This window comes from Variovorax sp. GW821-FHT10C12, from assembly GCF_059415405.1.
Window position 1 is genome coordinate 577,395 of the sequence record NZ_JBWKNE010000003.1, and the last position, 15,526, is coordinate 592,920.

At 56.5% G+C, this 15,526-nt stretch carries 15 protein-coding genes; all 15 read left to right on the forward strand.

Annotated elements, in window-relative coordinates:
* Positions 1-3: 3 nt before the first annotated feature.
* Positions 4-594: an acyltransferase gene (locus AC07OH_RS19185; RefSeq protein WP_390346345.1), complete on the forward strand. Its 591-nt coding sequence runs from the start codon at positions 4-6 to the stop codon at positions 592-594.
* Complete coding sequence (locus AC07OH_RS19190; protein ID WP_495301757.1) at positions 591-1,706, forward strand: DegT/DnrJ/EryC1/StrS family aminotransferase; 1,116 nt, start codon at positions 591-593, stop codon at positions 1,704-1,706. The genes AC07OH_RS19185 and AC07OH_RS19190 overlap by 4 nt, the downstream gene beginning before the upstream one ends.
* Positions 1,707-1,797: 91 nt before the next feature.
* Entirely contained in the window at positions 1,798-3,006 is a 1,209-nt protein-coding gene (locus AC07OH_RS19195) for a glycosyltransferase (RefSeq protein ID WP_495301758.1), read from the forward strand.
* 1 nt (position 3,007) lies between these two features.
* Positions 3,008-3,961, forward strand: a complete 954-nt coding sequence (locus AC07OH_RS19200) for a glycosyltransferase (protein ID WP_495301759.1) — start codon at positions 3,008-3,010, stop codon at positions 3,959-3,961.
* Positions 3,962-4,057: 96 nt separating this feature from the next.
* Positions 4,058-5,482 carry a lipopolysaccharide biosynthesis protein gene (locus AC07OH_RS19205; RefSeq protein WP_495301760.1) on the forward strand — a complete coding sequence of 475 codons (1,425 nt, stop codon included), beginning with the start codon at positions 4,058-4,060 and terminating at the stop codon, positions 5,480-5,482.
* A 366-nt stretch (positions 5,483-5,848) separates the two neighbouring features.
* Positions 5,849-6,955, forward strand: a complete 1,107-nt coding sequence (gene wecB / locus AC07OH_RS19210; RefSeq protein WP_495301761.1) for a non-hydrolyzing UDP-N-acetylglucosamine 2-epimerase — start codon at positions 5,849-5,851, stop codon at positions 6,953-6,955.
* A gap of 1 nt (position 6,956) precedes the next feature.
* Complete coding sequence (locus AC07OH_RS19215; protein WP_495301762.1) at positions 6,957-8,048, forward strand: glycosyltransferase family protein; 1,092 nt, start codon at positions 6,957-6,959, stop codon at positions 8,046-8,048.
* A gap of 2 nt (positions 8,049-8,050) precedes the next feature.
* Positions 8,051-9,094: a polysaccharide biosynthesis protein gene (locus AC07OH_RS19220; protein ID WP_495301763.1), complete on the forward strand. Its 1,044-nt coding sequence runs from the start codon at positions 8,051-8,053 to the stop codon at positions 9,092-9,094.
* A gap of 4 nt (positions 9,095-9,098) precedes the next feature.
* Positions 9,099-10,226 (forward strand): UDP-2-acetamido-2,6-beta-L-arabino-hexul-4-ose reductase, encoded by a 1,128-nt coding sequence (gene wbjC, locus AC07OH_RS19225; RefSeq protein ID WP_495301794.1) that lies wholly within the window; start codon positions 9,099-9,101, stop codon positions 10,224-10,226.
* A 25-nt stretch (positions 10,227-10,251) separates the two neighbouring features.
* Positions 10,252-11,388 (forward strand): non-hydrolyzing UDP-N-acetylglucosamine 2-epimerase, encoded by a 1,137-nt coding sequence (gene wecB, locus AC07OH_RS19230; protein ID WP_495265619.1) that lies wholly within the window; start codon positions 10,252-10,254, stop codon positions 11,386-11,388.
* 3 nt (positions 11,389-11,391) lie between these two features.
* Positions 11,392-12,627 carry a glycosyltransferase family 4 protein gene (locus AC07OH_RS19235; RefSeq protein WP_495301764.1) on the forward strand — a complete coding sequence of 412 codons (1,236 nt, stop codon included), beginning with the start codon at positions 11,392-11,394 and terminating at the stop codon, positions 12,625-12,627.
* Positions 12,624-13,229, forward strand: a complete 606-nt coding sequence (locus AC07OH_RS19240) for a sugar transferase (RefSeq protein WP_390346331.1) — start codon at positions 12,624-12,626, stop codon at positions 13,227-13,229. Before AC07OH_RS19235 ends, AC07OH_RS19240 begins: the two co-directional genes overlap by 4 nt.
* Complete coding sequence (locus AC07OH_RS19245) at positions 13,226-13,885, forward strand: acetyltransferase (RefSeq protein ID WP_495301765.1); 660 nt, start codon at positions 13,226-13,228, stop codon at positions 13,883-13,885. The genes AC07OH_RS19240 and AC07OH_RS19245 overlap by 4 nt, the downstream gene beginning before the upstream one ends.
* A 6-nt stretch (positions 13,886-13,891) precedes the next feature.
* A complete protein-coding gene (locus AC07OH_RS19250; RefSeq protein WP_495301766.1) occupies positions 13,892-15,079 on the forward strand; it encodes a DegT/DnrJ/EryC1/StrS family aminotransferase in 1,188 nt (395 codons plus the stop codon).
* Positions 15,076-15,444, forward strand: coding sequence for a VanZ family protein (locus tag AC07OH_RS19255; protein WP_390346326.1), 369 nt, complete (start codon positions 15,076-15,078; stop codon positions 15,442-15,444). The genes AC07OH_RS19250 and AC07OH_RS19255 overlap by 4 nt, the downstream gene beginning before the upstream one ends.
* The last annotated feature ends 82 nt before the right edge of the window (positions 15,445-15,526 follow it).

Here is a 15,526-nt window from a genome sequence, read left to right on the forward strand (position 1 = left end):
GGCATGGTATACAAAGCCCACCCCACCGCGATCATCGACGAGGGCGCCCGCATCGGCGACGGCACCCGCATCTGGCACTGGGTGCACGTTAGCGCACAGGCGTCGATCGGCGAAGGCTGTTCGCTGGGCCAGAACGTCTACGTCGGCAACGACGTGACCATCGGCCACAACGTCAAGATCCAGAACAACGTCAGCGTCTATGACGCGGTGACCCTGGAAGACGACGTGTTCTGCGGGCCGAGCATGGTCTTCACCAATGTCTACAACCCACGCTCGGCCGTCACGCGCAAGGACGAATACCGTCGAACCCTCGTGAAGCGTGGCGCGACGCTGGGGGCCAATTGCACCGTCGTCTGCGGCAATACCGTGGGCGAATACGCCTTTGTCGGCGCCGGCGCCGTGATCAACAAGAACGTGCCGGCCTATGCACTCATGGTCGGCGTGCCCGCCAGACAGATCGGCTGGATGAGCGAGTTCGGCGAGCAACTTGCGTTACCGCTGAAAGGCACAGCAGAAGCCATTTGCGCGCACACCGGCGCGCGCTACGTACTCGACGGTAATGCCGTGACCAAGTTGGATGCCAAGACGCCATGATCGAATTCATCGACCTCAAGACCCAGCAAGCCCGCATCAAGGCCCAGATCGACGCGGCGATTCAGCGTGTGTTGGCGCATGGTCAATACATCCTTGGGCCTGAAGTGGCCGAGTTGGAAGAGAAGCTGGCGGCCTATACCGGCGCCAAACATTGCATCACCGTGGCTAATGGCACGGATGCTTTGCAGATCGCTCAGATGGCGCTTGGCATCGGGCCGGGCGATGAAGTCATCACACCGGGTTTTACGTACATTGCCACTGCCGAGACGGTGGCGCTGCTGGGCGCCAAGCCGGTGTACGTGGACATCGATGCGCGCACCTACAACCTGGACCCGGCGCTGCTGGAGGCTGCGATCACGCCGCGGACCAAGGCTATTGTTCCGGTGAGCTTGTATGGGCAGTGTGCGGATTTCGACGCGATCAATGCCATTGCCGCTCGGCACGGGATTCCCGTGATCGAAGATGCGGCGCAGAGTTTTGGCGCTACCTACAAGGGACGCAAGAGTTGCAATCTCAGCACGATTGCGTGTGCGAGCTTCTTTCCGAGCAAGCCGCTGGGGTGCTATGGGGATGGTGGGGCGATCTTCACCAATGACGACGAATTGGCGAAGGTGATGCGGCAGATCGCGCGGCATGGGCAGGACCGGCGGTACCACCACATTCGGGTGGGAGTGAACAGCCGGTTGGATACCTTGCAGGCGGCGGTGCTGCTGGCGAAGCTGGAGATCTTCGATGACGAGATCGCCAGCCGGCAGCGGGTGGCTGCGGAATACGGGCGATTGCTGGGGGAGGGCGGGGGCGCTGCTGCCGCCACTGTGGCGCCTTATGTCGAGCCGCACAACCAGAGTGCTTGGGCGCAATACACGGTGCGCATCGCTGACCGGGAAGGTGTTCAGGCGCGGATGAAAGAGGCAGGGGTGCCGACGGTTGTGCATTACCCGATTCCGTTGAATCAGCAGCCGGCGGTGGCGGATGAGGGGGTCAAGCTCGCCGTCGGTGATTCCGTGGCTCAGGAGGTGCTGAGTTTTCCAATGCACGCATATCTGGACGGATCGATTCAAAAAGAAATCTTTGCCGCGCTAAATATTTCGATCTTTTCCGCAAAGAATTGATTGCTGGAACGACGAGTTTCCGAGTCTTGAAAACTGTCAATTAAATGAATTCTTGCAGCCTCGATGCTGTGGCTTAGAAGTAAGAGCGACCGTGCATATATTGTTCATTCCGTCCTGGTATCCAGTCTCTCGCAGCGATGTCGGCGGGAGCTTTTTTCGTGAGCAGGCGCAGGCACTTCATAAACAAGGCTGCCAGGTCGGCGTCATTTATCCTCATTTCAGTTCTCTTCGGAACGGGATATTTGCCAAAGAGAAGCACGGCATCCCGGAATTTGAAATTGACGAAGGCGTTTTGACTTATCGATCCTATGGGAAAAATTGGTTTCCCCGTTTCCCTGTTGGAATAAAGAAGTTATGGGAATATTTCGGGGCCCAACTTTTTGAAAAATATATAAGGACGCATGGATTGCCAGAAATTGTGCATGTGCATTCCATGCTGTACGCAGGCGTTGTTGCCCTCAGAGTCAAGTCGCGCTACGGAATTCCATATGTTGTCACCGAACACAGCTCGGCCTTCGCGCGCGGGGGAGTGACTAATTCAAGCCTTCGGATCGCTGAAAAAATCCAGCATGGAGCGGCACGGGCCTTTTCGGTGTCGAAGAGCTTTTCAATCAATTTGGATAAAAGGCTTCCTAGGGGAGATGTGCCGTGGGGCGTCGTTCCAAATATCGTGAGTCAAAAATTTGTTGACGCACCCATAAGAAAAATAAAGGATTCCCAAGGTTTTGTATTTCTTAACATCGCGCTGATGAATAAAAACAAAAACCAAAAAAATATCATCAAGGCTTTTGCGAAATACTTTTTGGAGAGCGCCCATGTCAGCTTGGTGATTGGTGGGCACGGAAACGAAATGAACGCGCTGAAGGCGCTAGCGAAAAACCTGGGTGTAGCTGCTCGCGTGAAATTTCCCGGGATGCTGTCGCGCTCCCAAGTGCTCGAGGCGATGAGCACGGCCGATGCATTCATCTTGTCCAGTGACTACGAGACGTTCGGGGTTGTTCTGGTTGAAGCGCTCGCCTTGGGAAAACCCGTCATCGCGACGCGATGTGGAGGACCTCAATCCATCGTGGAGGAAGGAGATGGAATCCTAGTCGACGTGGATGACGTGGATGAATTGGGGCGAGCCATGGTGCGGCTCAATACCGAATATTCGGTATTTAATCCGCATGAGATACGGGCGAGATGCATTGAGCGTTATAGCGAGCCTGTGATTGCAGAATCTTTAATTAAAACCTATGCCTCGGTGATTTCAAAAGATCCGAACTCGTCGCGATCTTTGAATGAATTATCAGTTGCTTGAAATGAAGCCACTTCCCAAAGTCTCGATCATCATTCCCGTATTCAATGGCGCCAACTTCTTGCGTGATGCCATCGAATCCGCACTAGCGCAAGATTATGAGAATATAGAAATAATTGTAGTCAACGATGGTTCGAACGATGCCGGTCAAACAGAGGCGATTGCTAGGGAATTTTCTGACAAAATAACCTATTATTCAAAGCCCAATGGCGGCGTGTCCACGGCGCTGAATCTAGGCATCGAAAGAATGACTGGCGACTATTTTTCCTGGCTCAGTCATGACGACTTGTACGCTGTAGATAAAGTAAAGAGCCAGATTGATTTGCTGTCAGGCCTGCCCAGCTCGGAGCGCGTGATTGCTTATAGCAACTATCAGACCTTGTTTGTTGACCGACAAGAGTTGAAGGAAACGCGACTCGACAAGACGGAGCCGCATTGCTTCCGATATCAGATCGCCACAGACAACAGGATTCACGGTTGTTCTCTTCTTATTCCTCGTGGCGCATTTTTGGAGCACGGGTTTTTTAGCGAAAAATTGCGCGCCACCCAGGACTACGACCTCTGGTTCAAGTTTTCCGAGAGCTACACATTTGTTCATTCGCCGAAACCGCTGGTCATCGGCAGGGTTCACGGCAGCCAAGTTGGCGTCCGCATGAAAGAGATGGTTTTCAAGGAAAACGTAGCGTTCAGAAAAAAGTGTTTGGACGAATTGACGAATGAGGAAGTGATCGCCGCGACTGGAAAAACAAAAAGCTTGTCCTATGCAATTTTGGTTGAAAAGTTCCTGCGAAAAGCTTTATTTCCCGTTGCCTTTCACGCGTTCAAGATTTCCTTGAAATGTTTGCCGAATGACGGCATCCAAAGTGTCCTTCGCTGGCCGTTTTATTTTTTTAGATCAGCATCGATTGGCTCGGCTTTTTTTGTCTATTCCTCGCTCGCGAAAATGCGTGCCCGCTAAATGCGGGGCAATGTCGCTATTTATTTGTGCAGACATTGCTGGGTTCACGTCGCGGAAAGTAAATCGCCGCTGTAGCATGGCCAAGTATTCACTGGTATGAAAATAAAGAACGCCATCGGGTTTGCAGTCGGGCCTTTTGCTGTCGCATTTTTCAGTCTGCTGACTGTTCCAATCGTCGCTTGGGTCTTTTCGCCTGAGGATGTCGGCCGCCTGAACATCTTTCAGGTCACGGTTTCATTTCTTTTGCTTTTTTTCTCGTTGGGGCTTGATCAAGCGTTTGTTCGTGAATACCACGAAAGTGACGAGAAGAATTCTTTATTTAAGAATTGCGCAGTTCCCGGATTTTTCTTGCTGCTTGTTGCGCTTCCGTTGGGCTTGATTTTCGAGCGGCAGATAACTTCCCATCTGTATGACTCGGAGCACATTGGGTATTATTTATTGACATTCGCAGCCGCGATTGCCGGCTATTGTTCTAGATTTTTGTCGCTGATTCTCCGGATGCAAGAGCGCGGTTTGGCGTACTCGATGAGCCAAGCGATGCCCAAGGCATTTCTTTTAGTATTGCTCGGTCTTTTGGCGTTGCTTCCGATTTCGAAGAATTTTCTTGAACTGCTTTGGGCCTATTTTCTTTCGATGGCCTTTGTGCTGCTTATTTACATATGGAATACGCGATCGCAGCTGCGCGTGGCGTTCCAGACGAAGCTGAGCGGCCTTGAAGTCAGGAAACTCCTTAAATTCGGATTGCCACTCATCGTCTCCGGTGTTGCCTATTGGGCCGTAAATGCAGCAAGCACTTTCATGTTGCGCGGATTTTCGGATCTCGGACAATTGGCTATCTATTCTGTTGCCGTCAGCTTCGCTGGCGTTGCGGTTCTTGTGCAATCGATTTTCTCCGTGATCTGGACCCCTCTGGCATTCAAGTGGCAAGCAGAAGGGGTTGACATGAAGAGAGTCGACGTGGTCAGCCAACAGGTGCTAGCGCTCATTTGCATTGCACTCGTGTTCTGTGGTGCGTTTGTCTGGATCGCGGACTACTTATTGCCTCCGATTTATGCAAGCGTGAAATACCTGATCGTCTGCTGCATTATTCAGCCGCTGCTCTACACCCTGTCCATAGTAACCAGCGTTGGAATCGGTATCGCGCGAAAAAACATGCTCTCGGTGCTCGCGACGGTCACAGCACTCATGGCAAACCTTGGAGCGGGATTCTTGCTTATTCCGAAATGGGGCGCGCCAGGAGCTGCCATAGCTAATGCCTTTGCTTTTTACGTTATGTTCATTATGAATACGGAGGCATCTGCTCGTGCTTGGAGAAATTTCCCTCGACTTCGAATTTATGCTTTCACAGGGCTGGCCGTTTTGCTCTCGATCCTGACGTGCGCTTTTGCCTCGGGCCTGCCATTTAGTTTCAGCATTCTGTGGGCGCTGGCCATACCCTTTACAGTTCGGCTGTTTAAGTCTGAATTGATCAGCATTTGGAATTTATTTCGAACCAAGAGGCACGGATTGGCTCGATCTTGAGCTATTCGATCAATGATAAACCGCGACAGGATTGATTAAAATTCATCATGCTGGGTGGCCAGAATAGAAACCTGTTTTTTGCGGGCCTTGCGACAATTATTCTTAAGCGGCCGCTGCTGCAGCAGCGGAAGTTTATTGTGGATCGTGATGATTGAACTCAGGATTGGTGGCGATTGCAGCATATTGAATGCTCGTTGTTGGGGCGTGTGTTTTCTGACGGCGTTGATGAAAAGATGACATGAATTTTTTTAATCTCCAATGATTGCATCATCCAATCATTGGCGAGCATCTGATGCGGATAAAGAAGTCGCAAAAAAGCGATGTCGGCTTGGGTATTATTTATTTTCTTGATTAGGACTGGTGTTTATGAAAGTACTCACTGTGATTGGTGCACGCCCTCAATTCATCAAGGCTGCGGTAGTTTCTCGTGCGATCAGAGAGACTAGGGGCGATATGGAGGAAGTGGTCGTCCATACAGGCCAGCATTACGACGCCAATATGTCGGATGTATTTTTTGATGAGCTCGAAATTCCACGTCCCGCATATAATTTGGGAATAGGCGGAGGCACTCACGGCCAGAACACCGGTCGCATGCTCGAAAAGCTCGAAGAATTGATGCTGATCGAGCAGCCCGATTGGGTGTTGGTGTATGGCGATACCGACAGCACCCTGGCTGGGGCGCTGGCCGCGAGCAAATTGCACATTCCCGTGGCGCATGTCGAAGCGGGATTGAGATCATTCAACCGTCGCATGCCGGAAGAAATCAACCGAATTCTGGCGGACCATGTGTCCACCAAGCTTTTTGCGCCTACAGAATTAGCATTTGACAACCTTTGCAACGAAGGCGTCCCCCGCGAGAAGATTGAAATGGTGGGCGATGTCATGTGCGATGCCGCTGCCTTTTACAAGCGTCGCGCGCGCAAGCCGATCTGGTTCGACGATCTAGGATTGAAAGTTAGTGCTTTTGTGCTGTGCACGGTGCATCGCGCCGAAAACACCGATGATCCAATCCGCATGCGAGGCATCCTTGAAGGATTGCGTAAGTCCGAAGCGCAGGTCGTATTGCCTCTTCATCCCCGCACGCGGGGAAAGCTGAAGCAAATCGGCTTGATGTTGCCAAGCAACGTACAAGCGGTTGACCCCGTGGGCTATTTGGAAATGATCTGGCTCGAGGCGAATTGCAGGCTCGTAGCCACGGATTCGGGTGGCGTGCAGAAGGAAGCCTATTTCAATCAAAAGTACTGCGTGACGCTTCGGGAGGAAACGGAGTGGGTCGAGCTGGTACAAGCCGGCTTGAATGATGTGGTCGGCTCCGACTCTGAAAAAATTGCTGCGGCGTTGCGGTCTTACCGTGAATTCGCGTCTCAAAGCCAGTTTTATGGAGACGGCAAGGCGGCGAAAAAAATTGTGAATAGCTTCTTCAGTGCCGAGGTTGGCACAGAAGCCATTGCAGGCGACGGTGCCCAGAATTGAAATGGACGACTACATTTTTTTTAGCAAAAGCAATTGGCATGAAGCGCCACGGCTTCGCCATCAGGTGGCCGGCCTGATTCGGAGATTCGGAGGAAGAATATATTTCATCCAGAAGCCAGCATTTTTTTGGCAGAACCGAGTCAAGAGCGACATCGAGCAAGTCGAAAATAATCTGGTTCTCGGAAGAACCCGCCAATTGATACACCATCAGCTACGGGTTTTTCCGATGCTGGCATGGCTGAATGCGCTGATCGAGAAAAAAAGTATCCAAACCTTGATGGGCAAGATTTCCACGAAAAATTCGATTATTTTAAATTTTAACTACGACTACTATTTCCTGCGAGAAATCTTTCCGAAAAATAAAATCATCACAATCATCAACGATGATTTCGTAGCGCAGTCCAGGCTTTTTTCGGGTCGCCACGCCAAAAGGAGCCTCGGGAAAACGTGCTTGGTGAGCGATGTGGTGTTGACCGTGTCTTATCCGCTAATGAAGCAGGCGTCCGAATGGTGCTCGCCGGAATTGTTTTTTCCTTGGGCAGATGTGGAATACAAAGAGCCGGTGCGCAATGCCGAAAGAAATTCGGTGCTGTTGTGGGCCCATATCGACAATCGGGTCGATTTCGACCTGCTGAGGCAGTCTGTCTCTCTGCGGCCAGATGTGGTCTTTTATCTTGTGGGGCCGCAGGCGGCCAACGTCAAGGATCAGGTCTCGCAATTCGAGTTGCTTCCGAACGTGGTAATCGTCCCATCGGCAAAACTGGAAGAGTTGCCGCTGGAAAAATTTTTCGCAGCGGTCATTCCTTACAGGAATAATGTCGCCGATATCGAGGCAGTCACGATGTCGAACAAATCGCTCCAATTGATGTCGCGCGGGTTGCCGATTGTTGCTCATGGCATGCCCTCTTTTTACGAGCACCCGGCCATCGTCAAAGCAAATGATGTGGATGGTTTTGTGGCCGGGATGGATTATTTCCACCAGAATTTTTCGATTTTGCAGGAGTCGATAAAAAGTCTTGTGGCGAATAACCAGCCTGAAAGCAGATTTGAGTTTGTGAAAAATATTGTGAACAGAATTGAGGCAAGGATTTAAATATGTTCAACGACCGAAATTTATTGATCACCGGGGGTTCGGGCTCTTTTGGAAACGCCGTCCTCAAGGGTTTTCTAGACACCGACATCGCCGAAATCCGCATCTTCAGCCGCGACGAAAAAAAGCAGGATGACATGCGCAAGCGCTACAACCATCCCAAGCTCAAGTTCTATATCGGCGACGTTCGCGATTCGCGCAGCGTAAGTTCCGCCATGCGCGGTGTGGACTACGTCTTCCACGCAGCCGCCCTCAAGCAGGTGCCTTCCTGCGAGTTCCACCCGATGCAGGCGGTGCGCACCAACGTGCTCGGCACCGAGAATGTGCTCGAAGCCGCGATTGCCGCAGGCGTCAAGCGGGTGGTGTGCCTGAGCACCGACAAGGCTGTCTATCCCATCAACGCCATGGGCATCAGCAAAGCCATGATGGAAAAGGTGATGGTTGCCGCCAGCCGGAATCTGGAGAGCACCAACACCGTCATCTGCGGCACGCGCTACGGCAACGTTATGGCCTCGCGCGGCTCGGTCATCCCGTTGTTCGTCGAGCAGGTGCTGGCGGGCAAGCCCATCACCGTGACCGACCCGTCCATGACCCGTTTCATGATGACGCTGGAAGACGCAGTCGAACTGGTGCTGCATGCGTTCGAGCACGGCAACAACGGCGACATCTTTGTGCAGAAGGCGCCGGCTGCCACGGTTCAGGTGCTGACGAAGGCGATCCTGGAGTTGATGCAAAAACCGGATCACGAAGTGCGTGAGATCGGTACCCGCCATGGCGAGAAGCTCTACGAAGCGTTGCTGAGCCGGGAAGAAATGGCCTGCGCCGAAGACCAGGGCGATTACTATCGCGTGCCGCCCGACGGCCGCGACCTGAACTACGCCAAGTACGTGGAGCAAGGCGAGAAGCGCATCACCCACGGCACGCATGGTGAAGACTACAACTCGCACAACACCACCCGCCTCGATGTGGAAGGCATGAAGAAGCTGCTGCTCAAGCTCGACTTCATGCAGCGCATCGCACGGGGTGAACCGGCCGTGGCAGAGGGATAAGACGATGAAGGTGTTGATTACCGGCGCCGGTGGTTTCGTGGGCAAGAATCTGCAGCTGCACTTGACCGAGCGCAAGGACGTGCAGGTGGTCTGCTTCACGCGCGACCACAGCGTGGAGCAACTGCCCGCGCTGTTGGAGGGGGTGGACTTCGTGTTCCACCTCGCAGGCGTCAATCGCCCGCAAGACCCGCAGGAATTCGCCACCGGCAACGCGGAACTCACGCAGAGCCTCTGCAGCGCCGTCGGCGACGTGGCGAAGGCGACCGGCAAGAAGGTGCCGATCGTCTACACGTCGTCCACGCAGGCAGGACGCGACAACCCGTATGGCAACAGCAAGCGCGGCGCGGAAGAAGCGCTGCAAGCCGCAACCGCCAGCCTCGGCATTCCGGTGCACGTCTTCCGTTTGCCCAATGTGTTCGGCAAATGGTGCCGGCCCAACTACAACTCGGCCGTGGCCACGTTCTGCCACAACATTGCGCGCGACCTGCCGATCCAGGTCAACGACCCGGCCGCGCCGGTCACGCTGGTGTATGTCGACGATGTCATCGAGCGTTTCGTGCAGCTCATGGATGGCGCTGACGCCACTGTGGACGCAGAAGGTTTTGCCACGGTCACGCCGCAATACACCACCACGGTGGGCGAGCTGGCCCGTCAGATCCAGTCGTTCAAGGACAGCCGCAACACCCTCATGACCGACCGTGTGGGAACGGGCTTGGTGCGCGCGCTCTATTCGACTTACGTGAGCTACCTGCCGCCCGAATCGTTTGCCTACACCGTGCCGCAGCACGGGGACGCGCGCGGTGTGTTTGTCGAAATGCTCAAGACGCCGGACGCCGGCCAGTTCTCGTTTTTCACCGCGCACCCCGGCATTACGCGAGGCGGCCACTACCACCACAGCAAGACGGAGAAGTTCCTCGTCATCAAGGGGCAGGCGCGCTTCAAGTTCCGGCACATGCACACCGGAGAAACCCATGAACTGGTGACTGCGGGCGACAAGTCTGAAATTGTCGAGACCGTGCCCGGCTGGACGCACGACATCACCAACATCGGCACCGAAGAAATGGTCGTGATGCTCTGGGCCAACGAGGTGTTCGATCGCGCGCGGCCGGACACCTTCGCTTGCCCGCTGTAGTCCCAAGGCTTTGGATCCATCTCCCATGAAAAAACTCAAAGTCATGACCGTGGTCGGCACCCGGCCCGAAATCATTCGCCTGTCGCGCGTGCTGGCTCGCCTGGACGAGCATTGCGAACACGTGCTCGTGCATACCGGCCAGAACTACGACTACGAACTCAACCAGGTCTTCTTCGACGACCTGGGCGTGCGCAAGCCCGACCACTTCTTGAACAGCGCAGCCAACGCCACGAGCGCGGCGCAGACCATCGGCAACCTCATCATCGCGGTGGACCAGGTGCTGGGCGAGGTGCAGCCCGAAGCCATGCTGGTGCTGGGCGACACCAACAGCTGCCTCTCGGTGATTCCGGCCAAGCGCCGCAAGATTCCGATCTTTCACATGGAAGCGGGCAACCGTTGCTTCGACCAGCGCGTGCCCGAAGAAACCAACCGCCGCATCGTGGACCACACGGCGGACGTCAACCTCACTTACAGCACGATCGCGCGTGATTACCTGTTGCGCGAAGGGCTGCCGCCCGATCTGGTCATCAAGACCGGCAGCCCGATGTTCGAGGTGCTGACGCACTATCGCCCGCGCATCGAGGCGTCCGGCGTGCTGGAGCGGCTGGGTTTGCAGGCGGAGCAGTACTTCGTGGTCAGTGCCCATCGCGAAGAGAACATCGAGTCGCCGCAGTCCTTTAGCAAGCTGGTGGCGGTGCTGAATGCCGTGGCCGAAGACCACGACATGCCGGTCATCGTCTCGACGCACCCGCGCACGCAGAAGCGCATCGACGCGACCGGCGCGCGCTTTCATCCACAAGTGCGCCTGTTGAAGCCGCTGGGCTTTCACGACTACGTGAAGCTGCAGCTCTCGGCGCGGGCCACGTTGTCCGACAGCGGCACAATCAACGAAGAGTCGTCGATCCTGAATTTTCCGGCGCTCAACTTGCGTGAAGCGCATGAGCGGCCCGAAGGGATGGAAGAGGCGGCCGTGATGATGGTCGGCCTCGAGGTGGACCGAGTGCGCCAGGGCCTGGCCATTCTGAAGAGCCAGCCGCGAGGCGATGCGCGCGGCCTGCGCCAAGTGGCCGACTACAGCATGCCCAATGTGTCGGACAAGGTGCTGCGCATCGTTCACAGCTACACCGATTATGTGAACCGCGTGGTCTGGAAGAAGTACTGACGCATGGCAATTCGCGTGTTGTTGCTGATGCAGTGGTTCGATCCGGAGCCGACGTTCAAGGGCATCGTGTTCGCACGCGAACTGGTGCGCCAGGGCTTCGAGGTCGAAGTGTTGACGGGCTTCCCCAACTACCCGGGCGGCAAGGTGTATCCGGGCTACCGCATCAAGCTGCTGCAGCGCGAAACGATCGACGGCGTGCAGATGACGCGCGTGCCGCTCTATCCCAACCATGACCAGTCGGCGATCAAGCGGGTGTTGAACTACGCGAGCTTTGCCACGTCGTCGCTGGTCTATGGCCTGTTCATGGCGCGCCGGCCCGATGTCATCTATGCCTACCATCCGCCGCTCACGGTGGGCATCACCGCCGGCCTGCTGCGGCTGTTGCGCCGCGTTCCCGTGGTCTACGACATCCAGGACATGTGGCCCGACACCTTGCGTGCCACGGGCATGGTCAACAACGCCCGGGCCTTGAGCGCGGTGGCTGCGGTGTGCCAATGGGTGTATCGCCGCGCGGACCACATCGCGGTCCTGTCACCGGGTTTCAAGCGCCTGCTGTTGGAGCGCGGCGTGCCTGAGGTCAAGGTGGGGGTGATCTACAACTGGGCCGACGAAGTGGCGCTGGCTTCGCCGCAAGGCCAGCCGCCGACCAGCTTTCCGGGGCCGGATCAGTTCCGCGTCCTCTTTGCGGGAAACATGGGCAAGGCCCAGGCGTTGGGCGCTGTGCTCGAGGCGGCGGTTCTGCTGCAGGCGCGCAACTCGCGGGTGTGCTTTGTGCTGTTGGGTGGCGGCGTGGAAGTGCCGCGGCTCAAGCAGCGGGCTGCCGACATGCAGTTGCGCAACGTGATCTTTCTGCCGCCGGTACCGATGTCGGAAGTGGGCGCGTTGCTGAATGCAGCTGACACGCTGCTGGTGCACCTTCGCAAGGACCCGCTCTTCGAGATCACTATCCCTTCCAAGACACAGGCCTACATGGCCGTCGGCAAACCGCTGTTGATGGCGGTCGATGGCGATGCGGCCGGGTTGGTTGCGCAGTCGGGCGGTGGCGTGGTCGTTGAATCCGAAAACGCCAGCGCGCTGGCTGATGCCGCCGATGCGCTCGCAGCGATGCCGCCTGATGCCTTGGCGGCCATGGGGCAGCAGGCGCAGCGCTACTACCGTGAACAACTGGCCTTGAAGGTTGGCGTCGAAAAATTCGGTGCCATCTTCACGCGGCTGGCGAACAGGTCGAAATCCAGATGAAGCGCCTTTTTGACATCGTGCTCGCTTGTGTGGCCCTGCTGCTCCTCGGTCTTCCGCTGTTGTTCCTGACATGGCAGGTGCGCCGCAAGCTGGGCAGCCCTGCCTTCTTTCGTCAAACGAGGCCTGGTATGCGCGGGCGGCCGTTCAACATGGTCAAGTTCCGCACGATGACGGATGCGCGTGGTGTTGACGGAGAGTTGTTGCCCGACGCCGACCGCTTGACGCCCTTCGGCCGTTTCCTGCGCGCCAGCAGTCTCGACGAGTTGCCCGAACTGTGGAACGTGCTCAAGGGCGACATGAGCCTCGTCGGCCCGCGTCCGTTGCTGATGGACTACCTGCCGCTTTACTCCGCCGAGCAATCCCGTCGCCATGAGGTGCGCCCGGGCATCACGGGCTGGGCGCAAATCAACGGGCGCAACGCATTGAGCTGGGACGAGAAGTTCAAGCTGGACGTTTGGTACGTGGACAACCATTCGCTCTGGCTCGACATCAAGATCCTGTGGCTGACGGTGCGCAAGGTGCTGGTGCGTGATGGCATCAGCGCGGCGGGCGAGGCCACGATGTCTCGATTCGTAGGCTCGCAAACTGGAGACAAACAATGACTCTTCCTCTCTTTGCCGTTTATGGTGCCAGCGGATATGGGCGCGAAGTGATGCCGCTGGCGCGCGAGCAATTGCGGCGCCAGGGCATTCTGGCCGAGCAATTGGTGTTCGTTGACGATCATCCCGAGGCGCAGATGGTCAATGGTCAGCGCGTGCTCCGCTATGCGGAATTCATGCAGGCCGAAGCCAGCACGCGGTATGCGGTGCTGGCCATCGCCAACAGCGGGGTACGAGAAGAACTGGCCGCACGTTGCGCTGCGGATCAGGTGTTGCCGTGGACTGTGACTGCCGCGAACGTGGTGATGCTCGACGATGCCGTGCTGGGAGAAGGGGCCATATTGAGTCCCTTCTCCATGCTCACCTCCAATCTCCGGATAGGGCGGCACTTTCACGCCAACATCTATAGCTATGTAGCCCACGATTGCGTGGTGGGCGACTTCGTGACCTTTGCGCCTGGCGTCAAGTGCAATGGCAATGTCGTCATTGAAGACCACGCCTACATCGGAACAGGCGCAGTCATCAAGCAAGGCAAGCCCGGGCAGCCCTTGGTCATCGGCCGTGGTGCGGTGGTCGGCATGGGCGCTGTCGTCACCCGCGATGTACCGCCGGGCGCCACCGTGATCGGAAATCCCGCCAAACCATTTCTCAAAGGTTGAACTGTTGTGTTGAATACCCCTTTCTCCCCGTGGCCGAGCTTCACTGCCGAAGAGGCCGATGCCGTGCAGCGCGTGCTCCTGTCCAACAAGGTCAATTACTGGACAGGGCAGGAATGCCGTCTGTTCGAAAAGGAGTTCGCCACATGGGCAGGCACCGCGTATTCACTCGCGCTGGCTAACGGCACACTGGCCCTGGACGTGATCCTCAAAGGCATGGGCATCGGGCCCGGTGACGAGGTCATCGTCACGCCGCGCACCTTCATCGCGAGCGTGTCGTGTGTGGTGAATGCGGGCGCAACGCCGGTGTTCGCGGATGTCGATGCAGAAAGTGGCAACCTGTCGGCCGAGACCATTGCGCAGGTCGTCACGCCGCGCACCAAGGCTGTCATCTGTGTGCACCTGGGTGGTTGGCCGTGCGACATGGATCCGATCATGGCGCTTGCGGCCAAGCACGATTTCAAGGTGGTCGAAGACTGCGCGCAGGCGCATGGTGCCCGCTACAAGGGGCGATCCGTCGGCTCCATCGGTCATGCTGGCGCTTGGTCGTTCTGCCAAGACAAGATCATGACTACGGGCGGGGAGGGTGGAATGGTGACGACCAACGACGAAGCGTTGTGGCGCACTATGTGGCAGTACAAGGATCACGGAAAGAGCTACGAAGCCGTCTACGAGCGCGAGCACCCACCGGGCTATCGTTGGGTGCACGAAAGTTTCGGCACTAACTGGCGAATGCTGGAGTTGCAGGCTGTCATTGGCCGTATCCAACTGCGGCGGATGAGCGACTGGACTTCTGCGCGTACGCGCCATGCACAGGCCCTGTGGGAAGCTGCTCGTCCCCATGCCGCAGTGCGAGTGCCCGCCTTTGCGGACCAGGACGCGGCAGGTAGTGCTCATGGGCACTACAAATGCTACGTTTACGTGCAGCCGGAAAAGTTGGCGACAGGATGGGGCCGCGATCGGATTGTCGAGGCGATCCAAGCACATGGTGTGCCCTGCTATCAGGGGTCTTGTTCCGAGGTCTACCTGGAGCGAGCGTTCGATGGCACGGGTTGGCGGCCGGCTGAACGATTGCCTGTTGCTCGCGCATTGGGGGAAACGAGCCTGATGTTTCTTGTGCATCCGACACTTACCTCGATCGAGATGGAAAAGAGCTGCAAGGTCATTGGGCAGGTGCTGGCAGAGGCATCGGCGTGAGTGTGTTGTGGGCTCGCCTCGCAGCCCACGTGATCTTGTGGCGCTGGCTACTGGCCATTGCAATGCTGGCGTTGTTGGTGCTCAGTTTGATGCCCGCCGCTATTCCGGTGCCGAGTACGGGCTGGGACAAGAGCAATCACGCGCTAGGTTTTGCGGTCCTGGCATTCCTTGCGTATTGGGCGTGGCCGGGGCGCATCCCGCTATCACTGTTGGGGCTGCTCGGCTACGGAGCTCTGATTGAAGTGCTGCAGTCGCTCACGCCTGATCGCATGGCCGAGTGGAGCGATCTATGGGCAGACGGCGTTGGACTGCTGGTCGGCACTGCCGTTGCATGGTTGTTGCAACGGTTGGTGGTGATTCGATAGGTCTAAGGCGGCGGGGCTCATGCTGGTTGCCGCCATGGCAACTGCGAGACTGGCTTCGTCGAGGTGAGGCGCGAAGGGGAGG